Consider the following 24,288-nt stretch of genomic DNA (forward strand, 5'->3'; position numbering starts at 1 on the left):
ATTGTGCTCTATAGTTTAAAATAATTAAAAATGATATAACGTTGTCGGAATGAAAAAAGTGGTATATAATAAATATTAACATTACTAGTAATTATTTTAGGTATTCCTAGAATAAAGGAGCGATACATATGAAAATTACTATTTATTTCGGAAGTCATGAAGATCAAGATGTTCGTACTATGGACTGTCATTTAGATGTAGAAGATACAGAAGAGATTGTTTCTGTATCATAATATAAATAGTTAGGGTAAACCCTATTCCCTACAGCGTTTAAGGCACCTTTTATAAGGTGTCTTTTTTGTTATATTTTCATCAAAAACCCTTTACTTTATAGCGTTTTAATAGTAAAATATAAACATACGAACAAATGTTCTTTTTATTTTAAACGTACATGAAGGGATGATTTTAACAATGGCTCCATTAAAGCGCAGAGGAAGAAAAAAGCAAGCACCTATTATTTCAAATACAGGCTTTATCGGCTCTGTCTTTATTGATACATTGGAGTTACAAAAGAAATCCTATTATTTCGCTCGTAAAAAACTTCAAATTGTTCATCACGTATTAGATGGTCTCTCTGGAGCAACAAGTGCTTTATTTAAAGAACATAACATTTCAGCATACATGTCATGTGTGTATTTACATAAACAAAAGAAAATTGGCTTTGTTCTTTCAACGAAACCATTTGAACAAAGTGATGGCGTTGCTTATTTTGTCAATTATTTAATCGAAAAGAATTTTTACGGCGGCCATGACGAAGATGTAGAATATCAAGAAGTATTTAATACAGGTTTTATCGGTGTAGTATTTGCTGATTTATCTAGTATAGATCGCTTTAATTTCGAGTTTGAAATGGGTATGCTAACGAAATTAATGAAAGATATGATTATTCCGGTTAAAGAACTCTTTTTACGCCATAATGTACCGGCTTACATCTCCACTTCTCATTTAGAAGAACAAAACAAATTAGGTTTCGTTCTCTCTGTAAAGCCATATGACGAACGCGCTGAAGCAGATTTATATTTTGAAGCATATTTAAAAGAACGAGGATTATTTATTGGTGATGAAGAAGATGAAATTGATAAGATTGTTATTAGAAAAACAGCTGAATTACGATAGAAAAGCGCAGGATTAGAATCCTGCGCTTTTTAAGTTACGTTAAACACTATAATCTTTTGAATGAATTTCTAAATTTAACTTATTTGCTAAAATTTTATTCAAAATAAAAAATACAATCCCCCCTGCAATGGGAAGCGTATAGGCTGGAATGAAATTTAATAATAGTCCTGATATTGCAAGTGCTATTGGCTGCATTATTTTACCTAAGCTTAATCCAATACTAAGAACTCTTCCTCTATATTCTTCAGGAATCTCATTTTGCATGAAATACATTAAAGGAATATCAATTTGTGCTATCATAAATCCTAAAAAGAACATAATCATGCAATACGTAGTAACATATACCAAATTATTTACTACAATAGATTTAAATAAAACAGGTATTCCTGAAACTATCATAAAAATTGCCAACATAAAACTTATTTTCTTCAATAGATAAGAATAAGAAAAACAATTAGTTATCTTTTTTACTAATATTGCACCAACTATCATACCTATCGGAAAAGTCCCTTGAATCATACCAAATTGCTTAGAACTAAGATTGAGAACTGTGTTAATAATGTATGGCAATGGAACAGTTACAGCAAAGCCTAAAAAGAAATTAAGGGAAATTAAAATACTAAAAGTATTTTTTAAGCTTTTCCGCTCCAATAAGTAAGAGTATCCCTCCTTTATATCTTCAATAAAATTAATTTCTCTAATTGAACATTCCTCATTTATGTTTTGCTCGCACAATTTAAAGTTTATAAACAATATGGATATAGCCGAAAGGATAAATGAAATACCGTTAATAATGATAAAAGTTTTTATATCAAAGACTGCAAAAACAATGCCCCCTAACATAGGCCCTAAAATTAAAGATATAGAATCGATAATTTTACTTATAGAATTAATACGCATTAACCGTTCTTTAGTAACCATATTCGGTTTTACGGCCTCTAATCCTATTCCAAAAAACGTTGTAAATACTGTCATAAGAAAGGTAGTAGTATAAATAATGAATAAGTTTAATCCATAATAGCTGCTTAATATATAAACAGTTATTAATAAGCACCCGCTTAATACATCCATGCAAACGACGAGTTTCTTTTTATCAACCTTATCAGCAATGACACCAGCAAATGGATTCATAACAATCATTGGAATTGTTCCTAATATGAGCGTAATCGCAAAATTTAACGCAGATCCGGTTATTTGTAAAACATACAATCCTAATGCAAAACTATAAATAGAGCTACCGAATAGTGATACTGTTTTTGCAATTGAATATAAACAAATATTTCTTAGTCCTTGGTTTCTTTTTTTATTTTCTATATGTAATCGTAAACTTCCCATCACTTTCCCCTCACTTTTCTTTGTATTACATAAAGTGTAAATTCTCGGGTTAACCCAATATCAATACACTGTGTTTAAAAATTACTACAAAGAAATGAAAAAAGATGGGATTAACCCCGTGCACATCAACTGAAGATATTAGTGCATCCTACAACGATAAAAAATAAAATGATTAATAAGATCACATGTACAAATGCAAATTTTTTATTGAAATCTAAAAAATAATATGGTATCTTCTATTACGTTGATTAATTACATATGAGAATCATGTATAACTCCAAGAATATGGCTTGGGGGTCTCTACCAGGAACCAACAACTCCTGACTACAAAATGCGTCTTTTAGCGTTTGTAGTCAGGAGTTTTTTTGTTCTACGGTAAATAATGCAGAGAAGGGAATATAAAAAATGAATTTCAAAGTATTTATATTAGCTTTAGCAACGATAGCGGTAGGTCTTGTAGAGCTTATCGTTGGAGGAATATTGCCAGACATCGCTAAAGATTTTAATGTTTCATTAAGTTCCGCTGGTCAATTAATTACAATTTTCGCCTTTACTTATGCAATAGCAGGTCCTGTATTATTGATTTTCACAAGTAAAGTGGAAAGAAAAAAATTATATATTATTTCACTTTACATTTTTCTAATTGGTAATCTACTTACTTATTTTAGTCCGAACTTTACTTTTATGATGATAGCAAGAATTTTAACTGCTATGAGTACTGCTTTAGTTGTAGTACTTTCCCTAACAATTGCAGCTAAAATTGTTAATCCCGCTTATCGAGCAAAAGCATTAGGATTAATTTATATGGGTATTAGCTCTTCACTTGTACTAGGAGTACCACTAGGCATATTAATTTCAAACACATTTGGCTGGAGGATTATTTTTTTATGTATAGCTATTTTATCATTGGGGTCTATTATCTTAATTTCAGTATTTTTAGATAAAATACCTGGAGAGGAAAACCGAACTCCTTTATCTATCCAATTAAAGGCCGTTTGTAGTCTTAAACTAGGATCTGCCCATCTAGCTACCATGTTTATGTTAGCAGGACACTATACTCTATATGCTTATTTTACTCCTTTTTTAGAAAATAAGTTTCACCTAAGCCCTTATTGGATTAGCATATTTTATTTAGTGTTTGGTATAGCTGCAGTAAGTGGCGGAGCGTTTGGCGGTGTATTATCAGATAAAATAGGCGCTCAAAAAAGTATTGTGATAGTTATTACTCTATTTGCTCTAATCTTATTTATATTACCGTTTACTGCAGTTTCTATTATCCTATTTATTCCTGTTATGATAGTTTGGGCTGCATTGAGTTGGGGGCTTGCACCACCTCAACAAAGTTATTTAATCCAAATTGCCCCGGATACGTCAGATATACAGCAAAGTTTTAATAATTCAGCCCTACAAATAGGAATTTCACTCGGCTCTGCAGTTGGAGGTATAGCTTTAAAACAAGTACATAATGTCGCCAATATGGCCTGGGTTGGTGGATCTTTAGTTTTATTATCTTTAGGTTTGGCTATCTTTTCTCTTACTAGACATACACCGACAAGAGACTGTCCAGTGAGTGCTAAACATTTAGATTAACATTCTCTTTTTCTTTTAATCGTAAAAAGTATAAATAGGAATCGTCATAAATAGTCCCGTTATAAAAACGGACTTTTTATGACGGGGTTAACCCCATCTTTTTCCGAAAAATGAATATGTATAAATTTCTTCTCCTTGAACAAAGAAATCCTCGTACTTTCCCCCTCGTATCAAATAATTTGAAGTACTTTCATCAATCGATTGAAACTGTAAACTTTGGATTTCTTTCGTTACTTTTACAGATGTAAAATTCACTCTGAGTCTAGGTGCAATTTGGCTATTTATACTAAATTTATTAAATAAAATAAACGAACTTAATAAATAACTATTGAGTTTAAAATATTTAAGGTTACGCACTTTTATTGTAGAGGACTTGTACTACGCGTTCATAACAATTTTATAGACATTTAGGATTTTGTTTTATGGGAAGCATTCTTGCTGTGGAATCGGGATTATAAATATAGATGAACATGATTCAAATCAAAAAAAGGTACTCCTAGAAGTACCTTTTTTACTATTCTATATGTGCGAACGCTTTCAAAATTATTGGATATAAATTGATGTACGCATTGTATTAAATGGTGCATTTATAGATGTCTTTTGATACTCAAAGGTTCCTTGTTGGTGTCCAGAAGCATCCCATTTATAATACCAGCCAACGATTGGTCTTCCCCCAATTATAGTGGAATCAATACTTTTTACATTAGAACCATTCATTTTAACAAATGGGTTTTGGCCATAACCCATTTCTTTCGTTGTAATATATAAATATTTTCCCCCGTGGTTACGCGATGTACTGAAGCTGTTCTGATTAATTGTTTCTACCCCGCCTAGCTCAGACTCTACTTGTACGACGTTTAGTGAAGTAAGTGGTGCTGCTGGTCCAGCTGAAGCTTCTGTTGCCATCCCTAATCCGACGAACGCTGTGATTGCTAACGATGAAATCCCTAGTGCTGCTTTTTTAAACATAAAAACATCCCCTTCCATCTATTGTTTTCTCTTTCATTGTCAATATAATCCTAATAATATTATATGTAAATAGATTGTAACTGCAGAAATAAAAGAAAGAAGATTCTGATTTATTAACATTAAAAAATATGACTTCAACTTTTTTCGTTAAAGATAGTCATCAATCTCTAACTACCTAATGACCTCAAATAAACGCTATTCAAGCCATTTTAAGAGGTACAAAAGACCTTATAGTATATAAGGTCTTTCCCGACACTCTGAAAAAACCCGTGAATCATTCACGGGTTTTACTTTAATAACTAATTGCAATTGTACCTTCACCTGCATGAACCGCAAATGAAATTGGTAATGGATATAATTTGAAATCCATTTCAGGGAATGCTTGTCTAATATCTGCAATCCATTCTTCAGCTCCAGCTTTATCGTTAGCATGGAACATGTGAAGTACTTTTGGTAATTCTTTTTCAAGTTCATTTTTAATATATTCTCGACATTTTTGGATTTTACGAACTTTCTTTTCAAGTAAAAGCTCTCCACCTTTTACTTCTAATATTAAGTTGACACTTAATAAACTTCCAAGTAAAAATTGAATACCCTTTACACGGCCACTTGCATATAGACCTTTTAAACTCTTTGGAAATACATGAAAAGGTCTTCTTTTTTCCTCTACTAATGTTTTGTGTATATCTTGTAAAGTCATACCATCATTGTATAACGATTTCGCTTTTCTAATTAGTTCATCCATTGGATAACTTGTTGTTTCACTGTCTAATACCGTTAATGGGAAACCTGCCATTTCTGCAGCTAACTTCATATTTTGATAGGTTCCACTTACTTTTCCGCTAATAGCAACTGCAAATCCCTCTTCATATTCTTCTTTGCATTTCGAAAATAACTCTACCATTTCCCCTATGTTAGGCTGTGATGTAGTGACAGTTTTACCTTCGTTCAAAGCATTATAAACGCGCTCACGCACACCTTCTTCACAATCTTTGTACGACACACCATCAATAATAACTTCAATTGGGATAACAAAGTTATCTCCTTCTGTTTTAAAACTCGCAGTTGTACTATCAGTAATCCAAGCAACACGCTTCATGTTGTTCCTCCCTTAATTCAATTCCTCTTTTCTGACTTTTCTATATATTTATGTTACGAAAAGAGAATATCCCTGTAATAGTAACAGGACTTTATTGTTTTGGCTATAGTAGATGCATATTAAATGTGACTATTTCTTGTCTGTTTCACAAATAAAAAAGAAAATCAAGGAATTTGCTCGATTTTCTTGTTATCATATACTATTTAAAAGTTTCATTATCTAAAATTACAACATAATCATTCGTTAATCGGCCAGCTTCTTTTGTATAACTAACAAGCCTTTGTATATTATCACAGCAAATTTTTGCTCCCCATACGAGTAACGGTACACCAATAAAATCGATATGGAACCTTCTAGAAAACAGCCCACCGAAAGTCATTGGTAAAGGTACGGTTGGTGATGTATTAGAAAAAATAATCTTTTCATGACTTTGATAATGTTTTTGCAAGATTTCTCCTAAATGCTTCATCGCTGGTACAACAACTTTTGATGCGCCACATCCAATCGTATATACAGGATGACCATGTTCATCGATTCCATGAAAAATAATTTTTCCCATATCTTCTGTTTTCAATTTATTAAAGTAATCTACATTCAAAATTTCTTCTTTCGTTAACTTACGATCCGTTGGTAGTTTATTTAAATGATACGCTGCAGCTAGTGAGGTAGTATGTGTTCCACCAAAATCTGTATAAATGTATATCATATTATCATCCCTTGTTGTAAAAGTTCAATGTTAATTAGTATTACCGTTCTTAGCAATGTTAAACAAGGGGTGAATGTATTTACGTTTTTTGTGTTAATTCATTATATTTTTCCCAAATATAATAACGTCTACTAATCACAGTGCCTAATGTAATACATAAAAAGGCATTTGTTACAACCATTAATGTCTGGTGCGTACTATCAGAAAACATACTTTGTTTAATCATAATTTTTGCTCCTAAAATAACAAGAAGGATTATTGTACTTACCCAATTTCCTTTTCGTAGTACATGACCTGTTTTACTATCAAATCGAAATGTTAAAGCTCTTCCCCGTATAATTCCTAGACCTAAGCCAATTCCAAGCATTACAACAAACAGTAGTCCTTGCAGCAAAGTTATTTGTCCCATATGAATAATGGACTGGATTGTTACAAAGCACAACAAAGCCGGAATGAGCCAAATACGGTTTATTTTCACTTTTCGTTCTTTACTTTGCATCAAAACAATAATAAGAACAACAAGTAAAATATCCATTTAAAATCCTCCTATAAACTTGTTTATCTTTAAAGATTATATTCTCCTCTTTTCATTCCATACTTGAAATACGATAGCTACTTTCAAGTGTAAGACGGAAAATGTGATTTCTCATCAGCCTTAAGCATTATTTATAAAAATAAAAAGACGTACTTTTTACTCGTACGCCTTTAATAACTCGTTTAAACTCCTATTTATCAACTAATTCCACACCTTTAGAATTAGCTTTACCCAACACTCGAATGTTAAATTTATTAATGGCTTTTAAAAAAATATTATAAATACAATATCCAACAATAGAACCTATAACATTACAGATCATATCATCAATATCAGTAATACGTCCCACTCCACTAAATAAAGACTCAATTAATTGTAGCAATTCAATACTAGCTGATATAGAAAATCCTAATAAAACTGTACTTTTGAATTTCTTATATTTATCCCATAGGATAGGTGCTAAAAATCCTAAAGGCATTAATAATAAAAATTTACAATTATATAGTAATGTTTTCTAATTTAAAAATCCATATAATTATATATAATTGTACAGAATTACAAAAACCCCTTATTTAATAAATAAAGGGTTCCTCGTTAACTAAAATATTTTTCAAAACGGAAACAATCATGAACTCGTTTAAATTATTTTCGTATCTCTTCTTTTAAATCCATATAATTAAAAAGTTCTTTCTATTTCTGTCATTAATTTTTCAGGTCCTGCCCCTTTATTCGATGGAATAACTAAAGTGATTCCTAATTCTGGATATATAGCCGAGCGAAAACTGACGCCTGGATCATATCCCATTACATGATATTTGAATACCTTGTTTTCTCGTGTTTCAATCCATATTCCATAGCCGTAGGACTGTTTATCATTTACTTGAATGTGAGGAGTTAAAAGTAATTTTGTATATTCCTTTCCTAAAATTTCATTATTAAATAGGGCCGCCCAAAATTTCAGCATGTCTGGTGCAGTAACATATGCACCTCCATCAGCTCCTCCTTTTATCGGTATAGAGTAGGCGTTTGTTCTCCAATTTTGGTTGGTTTCGTCCTTTATATATCCTAGAGCTGTATGTCTTGGTAATCTATCTAACGAAAAATAGCCAGAATCATTCATGCCAATCGGATTAAAAATGTTCTTTTCTATATACTCCGTAAATTTAAGTCCCGTCTGTTCTTCTATTATTAATCCAAGTATGATAAAACCTGCATTGTTGTAGTGAAACTTAGTTCCAGGTGCAAACATCATATTACTTTTTTGGAATAATGATAAAAAGTCTTTTAAGCTCTTTAATAGATACATAGGTGTTTGTTTCCAAAGATCTTCGAAGTTATCCATAATACTTTCATCAAAATAATCTGGTATACCAGCGCTATGCGTTAGTAGTTGATGTATTGTAATATCTTCATCGAAGTTTGGAAATTTTATCTCTAGACAATCTTTTAATTTTGTATGAAAAGAAATAAAACCTTTTTCAACAAGTTGACAGATCCCAATTGCAGTGAAAATTTTACATCCTGAGGCAATGCCAAATCTTGTTTGTATCGTATTGTTTATACATTCACTTTGGTTTGCGTAACCCAAAGCTTTTTCATAGACTAAGTCTTTTTCTTTTTTTACTAAAACTACTCCAGAGAAATCTATTTTCTTTTGTATTTCTTTTACAATTTTATCAATTTCATCTTTTGTTTTTATCACGACAACCACCCTTATCTTTCGGTATTGTTCTTTCCCCTTATTAATTTTTCCATATAAAGGGGAAAGAACCCTTTTATTAAATACGATAAATTGTTAATGAGAACACAAAGTTCATTTCGAATTTATCCCGCTATTTGTGGGCAGTAAGACCCCCATCTCAAAATTCAGCGAAAGCAAAAAAGTTAAGTGGGGACCCTGCTGCCCGTAAAAGCCCGATTGGTGAGGGCTGATAATCAGTGGGGGATGCCCCCTGATTAAAGTTTCACTTTATTGATTCAGTAGAATACAACTTAGATTGTGCTGGGAATAAAGTAAACACACATAAGACGATAGTAATAAATAACATGATCAATGAACCTACAATAACTACAAGTTGTATAGAAATGAACTGAGTCGCAACACCAGATAATATTGTAATAAAGATTGTTACTATCGCAATAACAAGTCCATATATACTCCCAATCCGTCCCATCATATGAACAGGGATATTATTTTGGTAAAATGTATAAAATCCTGTATTTGCATATGCCATTGAAAAAGATAAAATAAAGAATCCAATAGCAGCTATTAAAAATACACTTGAAAAAGCATAAATTAAATAACCAATTGTAATGAATAATGATCCTATTCCAATTAGAAGTGAAGGTGCTAATTTCTTTGACAAAATTGTATTTGTTATGGCACCTAAAATAAATCCTGCACCAGCTATACTAACTAGAAAACCATATTCACTATCTGTTAGTAGTAATACCTCTTTCGCAAACGATAGTTCAAGTGAATCAGTAGCGGTTGCTAATGCGAACATACTTTGAAATAAGAAGTACACGCATACGACATACACATGTTTTCTACTAAAATTTATAACAGTGTTCCAATCTTTTTTTAATACTGTAAGAGATAATGTATTACTTGTTGTATCCGAAGCTTCTTTCTTATCAAGATTAGGTAAAAGTAATGTAATGAATCCTGATAAGAGAAATGCTATAGCATTTATATATATAGCAATCTCTGGTGTACTCGCAATTAATAAAACCCCTGCTATCGCTGGACCAATTAAAAATGCACCAGATCCTATTAAACTACGTAATGAGTTGAAACGTTGTCTTTGTTCTACTGGAATTAATTTCGTCATATACGTCATAGCAGTTGGCTCATAAATTGCACTGGCCATACTTATAAAGAATACAAATACATAAACAATCCAAATTGACGGAAGTAAAGGTAAAATAGCGATAAATAACGCACGATATATATCGAGGTGAATCATTAACTTCCGTTTATTTAAACGATCAATCATACTCCCAGACCAAGCGTTTGTAAATAAAGTGGCTAATGGTTTTATTACATATAAAGCAGCAACAGCTAAGGCTGAGCCACCCATATTATAGACAAGTACATTCAGTGCTATTAAGTAAATCCATGCCCCTAAATTCGCAATACCAACACCGGACAGTAGTAATAAAGGATATTTCCAATCTTTAAGAAAGTTTTTCATTTTTGGCCCCCGCTTTCAAAATTGTTTTAAAACAATAAAAAAATCCCACCCCCAAGACTTTTAATCTTAGGGACGAGATTTATCATCGCGGTGCCACCCTAGTTTGTTAATATGTCACCATATTAACCTTATCAGGTACTGCATTCTAACTCATGCTTATACCATAGCTCTATAACGGGAGCTCCCGTCACACCATCCCCTAATAATAGGTTCCGATGCGCTGCTCAGAGGCTTGGTTCAATAAAGAATTTTTACTCCTTTTCAGCTAAATGGAGCTCTCTGTAAAAAATTCATTTTATTTACTCTTCTCTTCACTGCATTTGATTTTTTCCATATTATCACAATTATTTTTAACTGTAAATAAAAAATAATCAGATATTTAATAACGTGTCTCTATTAATTCATTTATTTATTGTTTTTTCTGAAAATTACGGTGCGTGAAATTACTTACAGCTCTAAAGAAAGAGCCATTTGCATCTAGCTCCTTCCAAATACCTGAATTAATTCGTATTCGCCTCTGTTAACGGTTGTAACGGCGGTTCTAATTCTAGTTCTAGTGTATCTCCTTCATGTAAATCTTGTCCTTTTTCAATACTTTGGCTCGTTACATAACCTGTACCAGAAGTTTTCAAATCTAATTTCAAAAGCTTAGAGAAATACATAACATCACGCATGGACCAACCTTTTACATTTGGCATTTGTGCGTTATTCCCTAATAAAAATATACGATCACCTTCACTCATTACCTCGCCAGACTGTGGATATTGTTTTATTATTTTTCCTTCTCCTAAAATTACCGGCTGTAGCTTCTCTTTTTCTACACTTTTCTCTGCTGTACCCATCGATTGATTTACATAATTTTGTACTTTTAATTGAGATTGCTTCGTTGCATCAGCTATTTGTTTTTCTGTATACGGTTTCACCTTTAAATATTCAAGGCTGTTTTTTATAACAGGTTTAAATATTTCAGCAAGAGGCTGAGCTCCATACTCATCTCCTTTTAACTTTGGCTGCTTAATAGCTAAGTATACGATTAACTCCGGATCATCAATTGGAGCCATTCCTAAAAAGGAGAAAATGTAATTCTCTTTCCCTTCCATATATCGGCCGTTTTCAGGATTCGGGATTTGTGCTGTTCCTGTCTTACCTCCAATTGGATAACCATCTACTTTATACATTGTACCAGTTCCTTTTGAAGATGTTATAACACGCTCCATTAAGCTTCTAACCTTGTCCGCTGTTTCTTTTTTTATCGGATTCCCAATTTCTTTCGGTTGATTTTCCATAATAACTTCTTTATTTGTTGGATTTACAACTTTATCAACGATATATGGTTGCATCATTTTCCCGTCATTTGCTATAGCAGTAGCTGCTTGGATTAATTGAATCGGAGTTACTGTAGAACCTTGACCGAAAGAAGTTGTAACCTGTTGAATTTGCGTATTTAATAATAAAGTATTTTTACTTTCTCCAGGTAAATCTATTCCTGTTTTTTGATTGAATCCAAATTTATTCATATATTGCTTAAATTTATTTGGTTTCAGTAACTGATCTTCTAAAATAGAAAAAGCTACGTTTGATGATCTTTCAAAACCTTCATCAAATGTAATTGACCCCCATCCAAATCCACCATTATGATCTTTTATATCAGAGGAACCAACGGAATATTTTCCAGATTGAAAATATTCTTTTCCGTTATATACACCTTCATTAATGGCAGCTGCTAACGTAAAAACTTTCATAGTTGAACCTGGTTCATATGCATTTGCAATCGGATCATTTAAAAAGTATTCGATATCACCTACATTAGGATTGTAACTAGGTTTACTAGACATCGCTAAAACCTTTCCTGTTTTTGGATCAGCAATAATTCCAATTAACATAGAAGGATCATAATGCTCTTGTGCTTTGTTCATCGCTTCTTCTAAAAAGCTATTAATTTGTTTATCAAGCGTTAAATACACGTTATTCCCATTTTTAGCAGGTTCTACTTTACCTATATCATTTGTAAGCGGAATCCCCCTTCGTGTACCCACATATTCTATATTCCCGTTTGTAGAGCGCAAATATTTATCCAAACTCTTTTCAAGCCCAAACTTTCCTTCCGTATTCCCTTTATCATCTGGTCTAGCAAAACCCAGTATATAGGATGCAAAATCTTCATTCGGATACACTCTTGCTTTTTCCGACATAAAAGATACACCTGGTATTTTTAAATCGTTAATTTTTTCCTTCGTTTCCCTAGATAAGTTCCGACCAATTTTCCCAATTTCAACTTGCGTACGCCCTTCATGAAAGTTTTTTAATACTTCTTCTTTATCAATTTCAAGCACATCGGCTAATTGTTGTGCGGTTTCATCTTTATTTTTCACTTTATCTTTTCCTTTTAAATTCACAACAACTCGATATGTTGTAGAATCTTGTACTAACACCTTTCCCGTTTGGTCATAGATAGTGCCACGATTCGCTTCTAAAACACCTTTTTTATTATGTTGTTCATCCGCGAGGTCCTTTACATTTACATTATGCACGACTCCTACTGCCTGAATATAGACTATACGCAAAATCATAATAAGAAACAAAACAATAAAAGCAATCATCATATATCGAGCGCCTTTATTCGTTTGAAGTTTTTGCATACTTATCTCCTCTCTTTTGGAATGGATTCGTACGAAGATGCGTTTTATAATTTGTAGTTTTTGTTTACAATACTATATGTTTCGAAGTTTTCTTTTTAATTCCTTTAAAACAATACGAAACTAACTATTGTTATTTTTTGTTTTTGTTTTATTTAATTAAAGTACGGTGCGTGAAATTTCTGAATATTAACTCCATCAAAACTTGATTGCATATCACTCTAAACTCTTTTCTTATTTACTATAAAAAGTTCCCCTCTGGATTTCCAAAGGGGAACTTTTTATAAGAAAATTATGCGATATGGTTATATTTTGCTAAGAAAGGAATTCGTCTCGCTACTAATGCATACATTTTGAATACGAATTTCGCTATTGGTTCAAACATACGTGTACTTTGCATTACTAAACCGCTCGTAACAAGTGTTATGAAAGCTGCACCAAGTATATCTAAAGGATAATGAACACCTACATACATACGTGATATACCGACTAACACTGCCCATAATAGCGCGATATATTTCAGTTTTTCTCCTCTAAGAATAAATACGAAGGCGATTGAAAATACAAGTACAGAATGATCACTAACAAATGATGAATCTGCTGCATGTGGTACTAATTGATGTACATCATGTGATACGAACGGACGCGGATGGTAATATACCGCATGTATAAGAACATTTACTACTAATGCAATAATAACCGAAAGCGTCGTATATAAAACTGTATATTGTTTTCTAATTGCATTCTCTTTCTTTCCATTATTAAACCATAAGATAAGCATAAATAAAATGGCTACGTATGCAGCGCTATTTGTAATTGCAACCATTATCGTATCTAATAGTTTGGATGAATCAGCAAAATTATTAAACCACTGAAATACTGTGTAATTCATAATACTCTCTCCCTACTTACAAGTGTTCTTGATTTACACAGTATACAATACCATTATGAAAATGGGCTTAAACTTTTCTCATCTAATTCTCATTTTACTATTACTCATGTGACAATTATAAAACAAATTTTATACACTATTTATGTATAAAGTTCGTAAACCTTTATAATAAGGCGATTCGTATTTTTTTCATGTTTGGAATACATAACATGTTCATTTAAATATACTAATTGTAAAATCATATTTTTTAATTCATTTGAAGTACAATATTTCCAAATTGTTCTCCATGTTCCATACGGCTTAGTGCTCGAATTGCTTCTTCTAACGAGTAAACTTTATCAATAATTGGTTTAATTTGATGTTTTTCTATAAACTTTATCATCTCATTAAATTCCTCACGGCTACCCATGGATGTTCCCATAATATCAATTTGATTGTAAAATAGCGCGCGTAATGGTAATTCAATTTTATCTCCTGAGCTTGCACCAAAATTCACGATTCTTCCGTTTGGTTTTAATACATCAAAATATTTCAAAAAAGTTGCTGGACCTATACTATCTATTATTAAATCTACTTTTTCACCTTGTAAGCTCTCTTCCCAATTTCCGGCACTATGAAAAGAAATATCTGCACCATATTTTGCAGCAAGTTCCATTTTATTCTCTACCCTTGAAGTAACACTCACTTTTGCGCCAATTGCTTTCGCGAATAACATGGCAAATGTAGCAACACCACCGCCTATTCCCGGAATTAAAACGTGTTCGCCGCGCTTCAATCTACCTTTAGTAAAAAGCGCTCTATATGCAGTTAATGCGGATAAAGATAAAACACCTGATTCTTCCCAAGTAAGATATGACGGCTTTTCTACAACATTTTCAACTGGTACAATTACATATTCAGCAAACGTTCCATCTTTCGGCCCACCTAGCACTTCCGGTAACTCCGGTACTTCAGTAGCATGTTCCCATCCAATACTAGGATTAATAATAACTTCTGTATGTAATATGTTATCAGAAACACCGTTTCCAATTTCCGTAACAATACCTGCACCATCTGATCCTATTACTAATGGTAGATCCATTTCTTTTCTATTATTTATAATAAATAAATCCCGATGATTTAAGCCTGCTGATTTTAATTTCACTTTAACTTCCCCATCATTAAGTGCTCTCTCAGGTGATATTTTATATTCTACACCGTCAAACCCAGTTTTATATTGATGTACGATAGCTTTCATTATTATTCCCCCTTAATAATTTTAATGTACTAGAAATTTCGAAATAAACAAAATGATTTGATCGTAAAAAAAGAAGGAATGCAAAACGCACCCCTTCTTTGAAGGCTTATTTTATTATACATGGTAATGTAATCGTAACGATTGTTTCTTCATTTTCTTTACTCTCTATTTTAATAGCTCCTTTATATTTTTCTACAAGTCGTTTTGCAATAGACAAACCTAGTCCGTTTCCACCTTGTTTTCGACTTCTCGCTTTGTCAACTCGGTAAAACCGATTAAGAACAAATGGTAAATCGGTTTCAGGTATTCCCGTTCCATGATCTATTACACGAATTGTAACTTTCCCTGATTGTAAACTGGATTCTATGCAAATATATTTATTAACCTCTTTTGTATACTTAACTGCATTATCCATTATGATAATAATAATTTGTTCTAAGTAAGATGATGGCATTGAAACATAAGCCTCGTCATCCCCGAATTTCATATCAAATTGAAAATCACTTTGAATTACTATAAAGTTTTGTGTAACATGTTTTAATACGCTATTTACATGGACTGGCTCAGCTGCTATTGGATACATTTGTTCAGATTCAGCTCTTGATAGTTCAAGCAATTCTGAAACTAATTTATTTAAACGATCTACTTCCTTTAAACTAGATTGAAGAGATTTATCTAATACTGCTGGATCATTTTTCCCCCATCGGTTTAACATCGCTAAGTGACCATGAATAATTGTTAACGGTGTTCTTAGTTCATGAGATGCGTCTTCGACAAACTGTTTCTGTTGTGCAAAAGAAGTTTCTACTTCATCCATCATCTCGTTAAAGAGAAATGATAATTTTGCAAGCTCATCATTATTTTCTCGTACTGGAACCCGTTCGTTTAGTCCATTCTTTTTAATACGTTTCATCGTATCTGTTATATTTTGAACACTTGATAATAGTTTCTTCGTTATAAGAATCCCACCTAAAAAACTAAATATCAATCCAAATATTCCAGCAATAAGCATTACCACTAAAATAACTTTTAATAAATAATCAAATGTCTCTAGGTTTTTCGTAAGTTCAATAGTGCCAGTAAACTCTTTCGTTTTAATTGGTATGCGCTTAACTAATATTCGATCTTCTAAATGCCTTTTTATAAATGACTCATCTTTTATAACCTGTTTCGGCTTTATCCACGTTTCATTAAAATCTCGTGAAACAGTAATAATCGGCCCCCCATCCATGTCAATAATACGAATCATTTGATGCTTATCAATCATATTGTTTAGAAAATCTTTACTGTTTTCAAATGTTTTACTCGAAAGGGTATCATTTTTATCTTGGAAATATGCCGCTATTTCCGTCACTTGCCTATTTATTTGTTTCTGTTCATAATCTATAGTCCACTTATTGATTACAATAAACTGCAAAGCACTATATAAGATGAATAAAATAAATACTAGTGTAGTGGACCAAAGTGTTAGTTTCCACTTTATAGGTAGATTTCGAATTCGAAACATAATATTTTTTATCATTTCATTATATATCCCGCACCACGGACTGTTTGGATATACTCCTCCTTATCTACACTATGTAACTTGTTTCGCAAATAACGAACATATACATCAACGATATTTGTCTCAACAATTGCATCATATCCCCATACTTGGTCCAGTAAAACATCACGAGTAAGTACGCGATTAATATTTTTCATAAACATAAGCAATAACTCGAATTCTTTATTTGTAAGTTCAATTTCTTCATTTCCTTTCGTTATAGTTCGAGATTCAATCTGAAGCTGCAAATCTTTGAATGTAAGAAATGAAACCTGCTTGTTTTCAATATGTTCTTCTCTTCTAAATATCACTCTCATACGTGCTAACAGTTCTTCAATTGCAAATGGTTTCGGAAGATAATCATCCGCTCCACTATCTAAACCTGTCACACGGTCCATAATACTATCACGAGCAGTCAGCATAATAATAGGTGTATTTTTAGTCGCTCTTAGTCGACGACATACCTCTAGTCCATTTAATCCAGGCAGCATTAAATCAAGCAAAATGAGATCGTAATTCTTTTCAAGTGCTGCGCTTAACCCTTTTCTTCCATCTAGTTGTATATCTACTTTATACCCTTCATATTTTAGTTCTAATTCTAGAAAATCTGCTAAACTTTCCTCATCCTCAATAATTAAAATGTGTTGCAACGGTAGTTCCTCCTAGACAATTAAATGAATAAATAATCCTATTCCAAATATAATTACAATGATTTGATGCACTTTTCTATACATCATAAATTTTTCTTTCTTATTCATTTTCTGTAAATAAAACCCAACAACCCCTAGTGCGATTAAGGCTAATAGAGAAAATATGCCACTGTATATGAGTAAAATATGAGGACTCCCTTTTATAAAAAAGTAAACACCATGAGTAATTGCAACAGCTATTATAGCGTATCCAATTAATACATGAAACTTTTTTGCAAATAGATACACTTCTTTAACTTTTTTAAATCCTTGTATATTTTTCTTCTTTAAAAACACCCATATATGGCGTAAAAACCATAATGAAGCAGCGATAATAGCCCCATATTCACCAAAAGAGCCTAATTTTTTATTTAACCATTTTACATTCAAAACATTGCCGTATATAACATTAATAAATAGCATCAATACACTACAAATAATAATAGTAATGCCCATAATTTTAACACACACACGAAAATATTTATTTCTTAATATCTTCTCCATTTTATTTAATCTCCTTACTCACAAAAGCTTTGTAACAAGCAGTCTATCAAATAAAAAAGAAAAGAACATGAGAGAAAGATTAAAATAAAATGAGAATTTCAATATCACTGACAATTATTATTGATTTTTTTCAGCTAACTTTATTATGTTTTGAATAAACGGTGCTTTTGCCTTTGTATATGAAACACGATCAAAAGCATATGTAATAGCAAGCATCTCTTTTAATTCTCTATATTCTTTACGTGCCCATTCATGGCTTATTAGAAAGTCACGAAATAAAATATTGTTCCTCCATTCGTCACTATTATAAATATAAACATGCAAATGATGAGTACCTGCTCTCCATTTTCCCTTTCTAAAAAAACGCCAATTGGTTGCATCTTTTGGAACATACTCATATCCAATTTCCGATAGAACTTCAATCCACTTTTCAGTTATTTGCAATTCTGTTACGCCAATCATCATATCAATAAGAGGTTTAGCTCCTAATCCTTCTACTGCTGTGCTTCCTATATGTTCAACAGCAATTATTTCTTGTCCTAACAAGGAACAGAATTTCTCTTTTTCTTTTATATACTCTTCAACCCAGTCTTTTTGATACGGTTTAATAACAATTTGTTGATCCATTGTATTCACCTCTTTATAAGTATTTATTATTATATTTATAAAATTTTATATTGTTAGCATAGGATTTCCATAAAATATGTCGAATAGTGGAATGTACAACTTAATTATATTAAATGTGAGGTAATCTATGAAAAATAATTCCGTCGAAATTCAGTTAAATAGTGTAACATTCCAATTAAAAGAATATCATAATTTTGATTGGCTTATTAAATTAGGGACCGTATTTGCAGTTTTTGACCAGCAAGACTCAGGTAATATAAGTTTTGGTGTAGAAAAAGATGGTCACAAGAAATTTATCAAATACGCAGGAGCACAAACAATTGCATATGAAGGAACAACGGGTGATGCTATTAAAAGGCTAAAAAATTCAGTTACTATCTATGAAGATTTAAAGCATGAATCGCTCATAAGACTAATTGATCATTTTCCAGTTCAATCTGGATATGTATTAATTTTCGATTGGTTTGATGGTGAATGTCTTCATTCGCATTGGAGTTTCCCACCTCCTGAAAAATATAAAAATCCAAACTCACCATTTTATAAATTTAGGCATTTATCTGCTATAGAACGAATTCATTCCTTACATTCCATTTTTTCTTTCCATACTTATGTAGAAAAGAAAAACTATGTAGCAATAGATTTTTATGACGGTAGTATTTTATATAATTTTAATACAAACGAAACAAAAATTTGTGATATAGATTTATACAGTAAGAAACCTTACATAAATAAAATGGGCCGGCTATGGGGTTCCTCCCGTTTTATGTCACCAGAGGAATTTGAACTAAACGCAACAATCGATGAAAGAACAAATGTATTTAATATGGGAGCAATGGCTTTCTCACTTTTAGGCGGTGAAAACGATCGTTCTTTTATAAAATGGAAAGCAAGTAAGGAATTATATGAGGTAGCGTATCGTGCTGTAAATAAAAATCGTGCAGAACGTTATGCATCAGTTACAGCATTTTACGAAGCGTGGTTAAAAGCAGCTAACGCAGAAAAGATATAACCCTAAATTATTAAAAGAAATATAGAGTTTATACTATTATCATGTATATCAAGAATGAATTTATGACTTTTGAAAACGATCGTAAATTAGGCATTCAACAAGGGTGTATAGTAATAACAGATCAATCGCAATATCTTGTCGTTAAAAAGAATGAAAATTATTCTTTATTAAGCATCGCATCTGCGGAATGTATAAACTTTGAAGTTTCACTTGAACATCTTGAAGAAATGGTCCAAGTAGATTTAAAAGAAAAAATTCAAGATATCATTCCACCAGAGAATATTAAAATCGTAGCTCAAAACAGAATATAAAATGTATTTTCTAAGAGCACTTTTGATGGTGCTCTTTTTTCATGAACAGTTTTAAATAACGATTTTATTATGTTTCCTAACTTACAGTAATGTCCTTAAAAAAACTTTCATATATATTTATCAGATATACTTTGAAATCACAGAGTATCAAATATTTTAAGATTTAACTGACCAACAATATTCAACTTCTCTTTAAAAATAACTTAGATACAAAAAAGCTACGTTTTATATAGGATAAAAAATTATCTTACGCAAAGGAGCTTGATTATTTGTGAATTACCAAAATGATAATAACTCTAACATTCACAAACCTTGCACTTGTCCATCCCCCACGGCTAACAGTTTAAATGTTGTTCAAACTACCCCATCAATAGTTTCTGTAAATTCTGCGATTCCACTAGATACCGTGGTAAATTCTAATGGTACGGCAATCTCATTCACACCACCAACAACTGTTTTACTTGAAGGTGGAAGAACCTATTTGGCAATCTATGAAGTGCAAGTTATCATTCAACCAGGAGGTAATTCGGCAGGTATCACTATGTATTTGAATAATAATCCAATCATTGGCTCTGGTACTTCTTTGGGATATACTGCAGGATTCACTTCTGTATCAGCACCCGCTATTTTCACTACACCTTTAGGTATAACAAGTACTCTTACTGTTAATGTAGGACCATATTCTAATACATTAAATACGTTGGGCTTAACTCTTGCTGTTGTAGCATTAACATAGTAAAATCTAATACTTTCTAAAATAAAATTCTTTGTTCTTCGACTGCCATTTTGAGTTAGCCGCTAAGAAACCGCTATAACTACATATAAAAAATATTATTTGGATCGATAGTATTGGGTGACTCGGCTGACAGAATTGCTGAGTCACCTTTTTTTCTAAAATAACGCTTTTGTTGATTTTATAAAGTGAAACTTTAATAATTGGTGGGGTGTTTATCCCCACTTATTATTAGTTGAACCAATCGAGCTTTTATTGGCAGTTAATGCCTCACTTAACTTCTTTGCTTCCGCTGAATTTTGAGGTGGGGATCTTAATGCGGGATAAATTTAATAGCTTGTATATTTTACTTTGTAACTTTCATTTCTCCTCCTATGATTACAATCTTTATTAGTAATTAAGCATTGATTATACGTCCTCTAAGAACATCTCCATTTTGTTTACATATACTTTGAAGAAAAAAACATTAAACATATACCCACAAACATTTTAAACATAGTTGCTAAAATAATTTATCTAGACTTACCTAACATTTATTTTTTAAAAAGGAGGTTACTTATGAGATATAATCAAAAATCAAACTCACCAAATCCGTGTGATAAATTCCAGCAGCCCTGCTTTATTTCTATATCCTCTTGTAATCAAAGTAATTGCTGTACACCTGTTTTTTTCTCAAGTTCTCAACAACAAGAATTATTACAAATAATAAGCCAATTAAATCAAGCTATTCTTACTTTTTTCACAACACCAAATTCAACAACTATAAAAATACTCCAATCTGCATTACAGGCATTAAATAATTTATTAATAGCGGTACAACCAAGTACACCAAATAGAAATTTAGTCATAAGAACTATAAATCAATTAATCAATTCTTTACCTACTGCATCTCTCACTCAAATCTCAGCGTTATTCCAATTTCTATTCCAAAGCTTGTCTTCACTTATCAGTTGTTCAAATATATCAGACCCCTTATTACAGCAGACATTCAACCTAATTTTACAAGGAATCTTGAATAGTTCGTTATTGAGTAACATCGGAACGCCAGGGCCGACTGGAGCAACAGGACCTAGAGGAATTCCTGGACCTAGAGGAGCTCAAGGGTCTCAAGGTGTGCAAGGCATTCAGGGACTTGAAGGACCGGAAGGGCCGGAAGGGCCTCAAGGTGTGCAAGGCATTCAAGGGCCTGAAGGATTAGAAGGACCGACTGGACCTCAAGGTGTGCAAGGCATTCAAGGGCCTGAAGGACCTCAAGGACCGGAAGGACCTCAAGGGGTAGAAGGGATTCAGGGACCGGAAGGGCCGGAAGGGCCTCAGGGACCTCAAGGTGTGCAAGGCATTCAAGGACCGCCAGGGCCACCTGGGCCGACTGGTTCGGGAACCGGAATGGGAATTCCTGGACCACCTGGACCGACTGGACCACAGGGTATACAAGGGATTCAAGGACCGGAAGGACCAGAAGGGCCAACTGGACCTCAGGGTGTGCAAGGCATTCAAGGGCCTGAAGGATTAGAAGGACCGACTGGACCTCAAGGTGTGCAAGGTATTCAGGGGCCGGAAGGACCACCTGGGCCGACTGGAGACTGTGAGTGTCCACCGGGACCAACTGGGCCGACCGGGCCAACCGGACCAACTGGACCTGGATGTAATTTCCTTGTATATGTTACTAACGCGGGAGCAATCGATGACCCTACAGATGATACAGTATCAGTGATTAACACCGCAACAAATACAGTAGTCGCTACAATTACTGTAGATAATGCACCTCTTGAAGTAACAGTTTCACCCAATGGGGCTCGTGCTTATGTTACTAATATTTTTTCCGATACCGTTTCCGTTATTGATACTGCTACTAATATAGTTATTGCTACCATTCCCGTTGGAGCTGATCCAATTGGCGTAGCTGTTTCTCCAAATAACACAACTGTTTATGTTGGAAACCACGCGAGTAATGACGTTTCAGTTATTAATGCTGCTACTAATACAGTTATCACTACCATCCCTGTTGGTATCGCTCCGCAAGGAATAACTGTTTCTCCAAACGGAGCCTTTGCATATGTTGCAAACGAATTAAGTAACACAATTTCTGTTATTAATACTGCTACTAACACAGTTACCGCTACCATTCCTGTTGGCATTCGCCCTAGAATAATCGTTTTCACACTAGATGGCACTCGTGCTTATGTCACGAATCAGAACAGCAATACTGTTTCTGTTATTAACACCGCTACCAATTCCGTAATTAATACAATTAACGTAGGTACCGAACCTGTTGGTATAGATATTACACCAGGTGGAAACCTTATTTACGTTGTAAATAAAGTTAGCAATAATGTTTCGGTAATAAATGTGGCGACAAATACTTTGATTGATACAATTCCTGTTGCTTTATCCCCTGATCAGGTAACTATCATACCTGATGGCACTCGTGCCTATGTTACAAATCAAGGTAGTAATACTGTTTCTGTTATTGATATTGCCACGAATACTGTTATCACTAATGTCCCAGTAGGTTTCGCTCCAACAGGAATAGCAACTGGAACTATTTGTGAATAAAATGAAAAACAAACATAGTTTTTATTAAGATCGATAGTATGTGATATTCTTTCTTTCATTACCTTCAAACAATCAGAATGAACCTCTATATTCTCTTCTTTTTTATCTTAAAGAACCTGCTAAGCAGTTAGCTGTTGTCAGTCGCTCTTTTTCTATAAAATTAGAATTTTATAGAAATTAATCAACTTACATTTTTAGGGTTTCATGATGATTATTACCTATAAAATCATTACCCTTACAAAAAGAGTTATGAACCTTTCCACTCATGGCTCTTTTTTATTACGAATTTGACTAGCTTCACGACTAAATCTCTCTGAGTATCTTATTGCTAATTTAGAAAATATCCCATAATTTAAATTCATCATTTTCTTCACACTATTTTTAAAATGAACATAATTATGTTGTTCTACTAAACGGCCTTTTACTCCAATCTGCAGATAAATTATTTAACAAGAAAAGTGTATTTGGAACTGGTGATGGAAACCTCGCAGCTTGAAAATTTGTAAGAAGCGGAGATGCAATAACGCCATCTATGGTACTACCGGCTTGGACTTGCACCATATCTCCTGCATTCAATTGTACAATGGTAGAAACTGTTACCGCATTTAAAAGCCCAGTATTTCCACCAAAAAAGCTATCATCTCCTGCTATTAAAGCACTGTTAACTGTTATAAATACTTCCGTCACATAATTTAGAGTATCATCAGTAGGACTAAAAATTATAGTAGTAATAATTAAATATACTCCATCTTGTTGCGGTATAAATGTTGATACACCATCATATTCACCATTTAAATCGAATTGTGTAGTTTCAAATGTTACTATAGACAGTGTATTAGCAGTAACGGATTGATCAGTAGATTTGAAAGCTCTGAATGCAGATTCAAATCCCGTTGGACCTGTCGGGCCTGTTATTCCGGTTGCCCCCGTTGGGCCTGTCGGGCCTGCTATTCCGGTTGCTCCCGTTGAGCCTATTGGGCCTGTTATTCCGGTTACCCCCGTTA

At 33.0% G+C, this 24,288-nt stretch carries 21 protein-coding genes, 2 pseudogenes, 1 riboswitch and 1 other annotated feature; of the genes and pseudogenes, 6 read left to right on the forward strand and 17 right to left on the reverse strand.

The window, feature by feature from the left end; all coding sequences use genetic code 11:
- Positions 1–411: 411 nt before the first annotated feature.
- Complete coding sequence (locus HMPREF2590_RS15475) at positions 412–1,116, forward strand: hypothetical protein (RefSeq protein WP_000035356.1); 705 nt, start codon at positions 412–414, stop codon at positions 1,114–1,116.
- A 39-nt stretch (positions 1,117–1,155) separates the two neighbouring features.
- Here HMPREF2590_RS15475 and HMPREF2590_RS15480 read toward each other — a convergent pair whose 3' ends face one another.
- On the reverse strand, positions 1,156–2,451 hold the full coding sequence (locus tag HMPREF2590_RS15480; protein WP_000535178.1) for an MFS transporter: 1,296 nt from the start codon (positions 2,449–2,451) through the stop codon (positions 1,156–1,158).
- Between the two features lie 247 nt (positions 2,452–2,698).
- Positions 2,699–2,798, forward strand: a riboswitch (purine riboswitch).
- 58 nt (positions 2,799–2,856) lie between these two features.
- Between HMPREF2590_RS15480 and HMPREF2590_RS15485 the strand changes: the two genes are divergently transcribed.
- Entirely contained in the window at positions 2,857–4,041 is a 1,185-nt protein-coding gene (locus HMPREF2590_RS15485) for an MFS transporter (RefSeq protein WP_001009823.1), read from the forward strand.
- Positions 4,042–4,128: 87 nt separating this feature from the next.
- Here the strand turns inward: HMPREF2590_RS15485 and HMPREF2590_RS29065 are convergent.
- The 15 genes and pseudogenes from HMPREF2590_RS29065 to HMPREF2590_RS15555 form a co-directional block, all read right to left on the reverse strand.
- Positions 4,129–4,380 (reverse strand): annotated as a pseudogene (locus tag HMPREF2590_RS29065) (MerR family transcriptional regulator); the annotation flags it as partial.
- A 204-nt stretch (positions 4,381–4,584) separates the two neighbouring features.
- On the reverse strand, positions 4,585–5,010 hold the full coding sequence (locus HMPREF2590_RS15490) for a DUF4879 domain-containing protein (RefSeq protein ID WP_043328671.1): 426 nt from the start codon (positions 5,008–5,010) through the stop codon (positions 4,585–4,587).
- A gap of 292 nt (positions 5,011–5,302) precedes the next feature.
- Positions 5,303–6,109: a DegV family protein gene (locus HMPREF2590_RS15495; RefSeq protein WP_000831933.1), complete on the reverse strand. Its 807-nt coding sequence runs from the start codon at positions 6,107–6,109 to the stop codon at positions 5,303–5,305.
- A 199-nt stretch (positions 6,110–6,308) separates the two neighbouring features.
- Positions 6,309–6,815 carry a DUF3189 family protein gene (locus HMPREF2590_RS15500; RefSeq protein ID WP_000639421.1) on the reverse strand — a complete coding sequence of 169 codons (507 nt, stop codon included), beginning with the start codon at positions 6,813–6,815 and terminating at the stop codon, positions 6,309–6,311.
- 79 nt (positions 6,816–6,894) lie between these two features.
- Positions 6,895–7,350: a CcdC protein domain-containing protein gene (locus HMPREF2590_RS15505; protein WP_000353708.1), complete on the reverse strand. Its 456-nt coding sequence runs from the start codon at positions 7,348–7,350 to the stop codon at positions 6,895–6,897.
- Between the two features lie 190 nt (positions 7,351–7,540).
- A pseudogene (locus tag HMPREF2590_RS15510) lies at positions 7,541–7,837 on the reverse strand (VanZ family protein); the annotation flags it as partial.
- 189 nt (positions 7,838–8,026) lie between these two features.
- Positions 8,027–9,052 (reverse strand): serine hydrolase domain-containing protein, encoded by a 1,026-nt coding sequence (locus tag HMPREF2590_RS15515; RefSeq protein WP_000598046.1) that lies wholly within the window; start codon positions 9,050–9,052, stop codon positions 8,027–8,029.
- Positions 9,053–9,314: 262 nt separating this feature from the next.
- Positions 9,315–10,547 (reverse strand): MFS transporter, encoded by a 1,233-nt coding sequence (locus HMPREF2590_RS15520; RefSeq protein WP_000787866.1) that lies wholly within the window; start codon positions 10,545–10,547, stop codon positions 9,315–9,317.
- Positions 10,548–10,612: 65 nt separating this feature from the next.
- Positions 10,613–10,871: a binding site (T-box leader), on the reverse strand.
- A gap of 176 nt (positions 10,872–11,047) precedes the next feature.
- Positions 11,048–13,186: a penicillin-binding protein gene (locus HMPREF2590_RS15525; protein WP_044584505.1), complete on the reverse strand. Its 2,139-nt coding sequence runs from the start codon at positions 13,184–13,186 to the stop codon at positions 11,048–11,050.
- A 289-nt stretch (positions 13,187–13,475) separates the two neighbouring features.
- On the reverse strand, positions 13,476–14,075 hold the full coding sequence (locus HMPREF2590_RS15530) for an undecaprenyl-diphosphatase (RefSeq protein WP_001110118.1): 600 nt from the start codon (positions 14,073–14,075) through the stop codon (positions 13,476–13,478).
- Positions 14,076–14,322: 247 nt separating this feature from the next.
- Positions 14,323–15,312, reverse strand: a complete 990-nt coding sequence (locus HMPREF2590_RS15535) for a zinc-binding dehydrogenase (protein ID WP_000644547.1) — start codon at positions 15,310–15,312, stop codon at positions 14,323–14,325.
- A gap of 106 nt (positions 15,313–15,418) precedes the next feature.
- Positions 15,419–16,834, reverse strand: coding sequence for a HAMP domain-containing sensor histidine kinase (locus tag HMPREF2590_RS15540; protein ID WP_000594473.1), 1,416 nt, complete (start codon positions 16,832–16,834; stop codon positions 15,419–15,421).
- Positions 16,831–17,505, reverse strand: coding sequence for a response regulator transcription factor (locus HMPREF2590_RS15545; RefSeq protein WP_001163828.1), 675 nt, complete (start codon positions 17,503–17,505; stop codon positions 16,831–16,833). Before HMPREF2590_RS15545 ends, HMPREF2590_RS15540 begins: the two co-directional genes overlap by 4 nt.
- A 12-nt stretch (positions 17,506–17,517) precedes the next feature.
- Positions 17,518–18,048, reverse strand: coding sequence for a hypothetical protein (locus tag HMPREF2590_RS15550; protein WP_000411454.1), 531 nt, complete (start codon positions 18,046–18,048; stop codon positions 17,518–17,520).
- Between the two features lie 117 nt (positions 18,049–18,165).
- Positions 18,166–18,675 carry a GrpB family protein gene (locus HMPREF2590_RS15555; protein ID WP_000372690.1) on the reverse strand — a complete coding sequence of 170 codons (510 nt, stop codon included), beginning with the start codon at positions 18,673–18,675 and terminating at the stop codon, positions 18,166–18,168.
- A 127-nt stretch (positions 18,676–18,802) separates the two neighbouring features.
- Between HMPREF2590_RS15555 and HMPREF2590_RS15560 the strand changes: the two genes are divergently transcribed.
- From HMPREF2590_RS15560 to HMPREF2590_RS15575, 4 genes are all read left to right on the forward strand, one after another.
- Complete coding sequence (locus HMPREF2590_RS15560; protein WP_000794851.1) at positions 18,803–19,684, forward strand: protein kinase domain-containing protein; 882 nt, start codon at positions 18,803–18,805, stop codon at positions 19,682–19,684.
- A gap of 62 nt (positions 19,685–19,746) precedes the next feature.
- A complete protein-coding gene (locus tag HMPREF2590_RS15565) occupies positions 19,747–19,995 on the forward strand; it encodes a hypothetical protein (protein ID WP_000142299.1) in 249 nt (82 codons plus the stop codon).
- Positions 19,996–20,266: 271 nt separating this feature from the next.
- Positions 20,267–20,731, forward strand: coding sequence for a hypothetical protein (locus HMPREF2590_RS15570; protein WP_001109248.1), 465 nt, complete (start codon positions 20,267–20,269; stop codon positions 20,729–20,731).
- 555 nt (positions 20,732–21,286) lie between these two features.
- Positions 21,287–23,284, forward strand: coding sequence for a YVTN family beta-propeller repeat protein (locus HMPREF2590_RS15575; RefSeq protein WP_070861469.1), 1,998 nt, complete (start codon positions 21,287–21,289; stop codon positions 23,282–23,284).
- A gap of 396 nt (positions 23,285–23,680) precedes the next feature.
- Here HMPREF2590_RS15575 and HMPREF2590_RS30785 read toward each other — a convergent pair whose 3' ends face one another.
- On the reverse strand, positions 23,681–24,271 hold the full coding sequence (locus tag HMPREF2590_RS30785) for a collagen-like triple helix repeat-containing protein (protein ID WP_083325427.1): 591 nt from the start codon (positions 24,269–24,271) through the stop codon (positions 23,681–23,683).
- Between the last annotated feature and the right edge of the window lie 17 nt (positions 24,272–24,288).

Origin of the sequence: Bacillus sp. HMSC036E02 (assembly GCF_001836235.1) — a bacterium.
Classification (GTDB): Bacteria; Bacillota; Bacilli; order Bacillales; family Bacillaceae_G; genus Bacillus_A; species Bacillus_A cereus.

What these genes read in the sequence shown, in the direction of transcription:
- HMPREF2590_RS15480 (WP_000535178.1), bottom strand. Translation starts at nt 2,451, where the DNA reads ATGGGAAGTTTACGATTACATATAGAAAATAAAAAAAGAAACCAAGGA.
- HMPREF2590_RS15475 (WP_000035356.1), top strand. Translation starts at nt 412, where the DNA reads ATGGCTCCATTAAAGCGCAGAGGAAGAAAAAAGCAAGCACCTATTATT.
- HMPREF2590_RS15490 (WP_043328671.1), bottom strand. Translation starts at nt 5,010, where the DNA reads ATGTTTAAAAAAGCAGCACTAGGGATTTCATCGTTAGCAATCACAGCG.
- HMPREF2590_RS15535 (WP_000644547.1), bottom strand. Translation starts at nt 15,312, where the DNA reads ATGAAAGCTATCGTACATCAATATAAAACTGGGTTTGACGGTGTAGAA.
- HMPREF2590_RS15495 (WP_000831933.1), bottom strand. Translation starts at nt 6,109, where the DNA reads ATGAAGCGTGTTGCTTGGATTACTGATAGTACAACTGCGAGTTTTAAA.
- HMPREF2590_RS15505 (WP_000353708.1), bottom strand. Translation starts at nt 7,350, where the DNA reads ATGGATATTTTACTTGTTGTTCTTATTATTGTTTTGATGCAAAGTAAA.
- HMPREF2590_RS15520 (WP_000787866.1), bottom strand. Translation starts at nt 10,547, where the DNA reads ATGAAAAACTTTCTTAAAGATTGGAAATATCCTTTATTACTACTGTCC.
- HMPREF2590_RS15550 (WP_000411454.1), bottom strand. Translation starts at nt 18,048, where the DNA reads ATGGAGAAGATATTAAGAAATAAATATTTTCGTGTGTGTGTTAAAATT.
- HMPREF2590_RS15540 (WP_000594473.1), bottom strand. Translation starts at nt 16,834, where the DNA reads ATGATAAAAAATATTATGTTTCGAATTCGAAATCTACCTATAAAGTGG.
- HMPREF2590_RS15565 (WP_000142299.1), top strand. Translation starts at nt 19,747, where the DNA reads ATGACTTTTGAAAACGATCGTAAATTAGGCATTCAACAAGGGTGTATA.
- HMPREF2590_RS15500 (WP_000639421.1), bottom strand. Translation starts at nt 6,815, where the DNA reads ATGATATACATTTATACAGATTTTGGTGGAACACATACTACCTCACTA.
- HMPREF2590_RS15560 (WP_000794851.1), top strand. Translation starts at nt 18,803, where the DNA reads ATGAAAAATAATTCCGTCGAAATTCAGTTAAATAGTGTAACATTCCAA.
- HMPREF2590_RS15525 (WP_044584505.1), bottom strand. Translation starts at nt 13,186, where the DNA reads ATGCAAAAACTTCAAACGAATAAAGGCGCTCGATATATGATGATTGCT.
- HMPREF2590_RS15530 (WP_001110118.1), bottom strand. Translation starts at nt 14,075, where the DNA reads ATGAATTACACAGTATTTCAGTGGTTTAATAATTTTGCTGATTCATCC.
- HMPREF2590_RS15575 (WP_070861469.1), top strand. Translation starts at nt 21,287, where the DNA reads ATGAGATATAATCAAAAATCAAACTCACCAAATCCGTGTGATAAATTC.
- HMPREF2590_RS15485 (WP_001009823.1), top strand. Translation starts at nt 2,857, where the DNA reads ATGAATTTCAAAGTATTTATATTAGCTTTAGCAACGATAGCGGTAGGT.
- HMPREF2590_RS15555 (WP_000372690.1), bottom strand. Translation starts at nt 18,675, where the DNA reads ATGGATCAACAAATTGTTATTAAACCGTATCAAAAAGACTGGGTTGAA.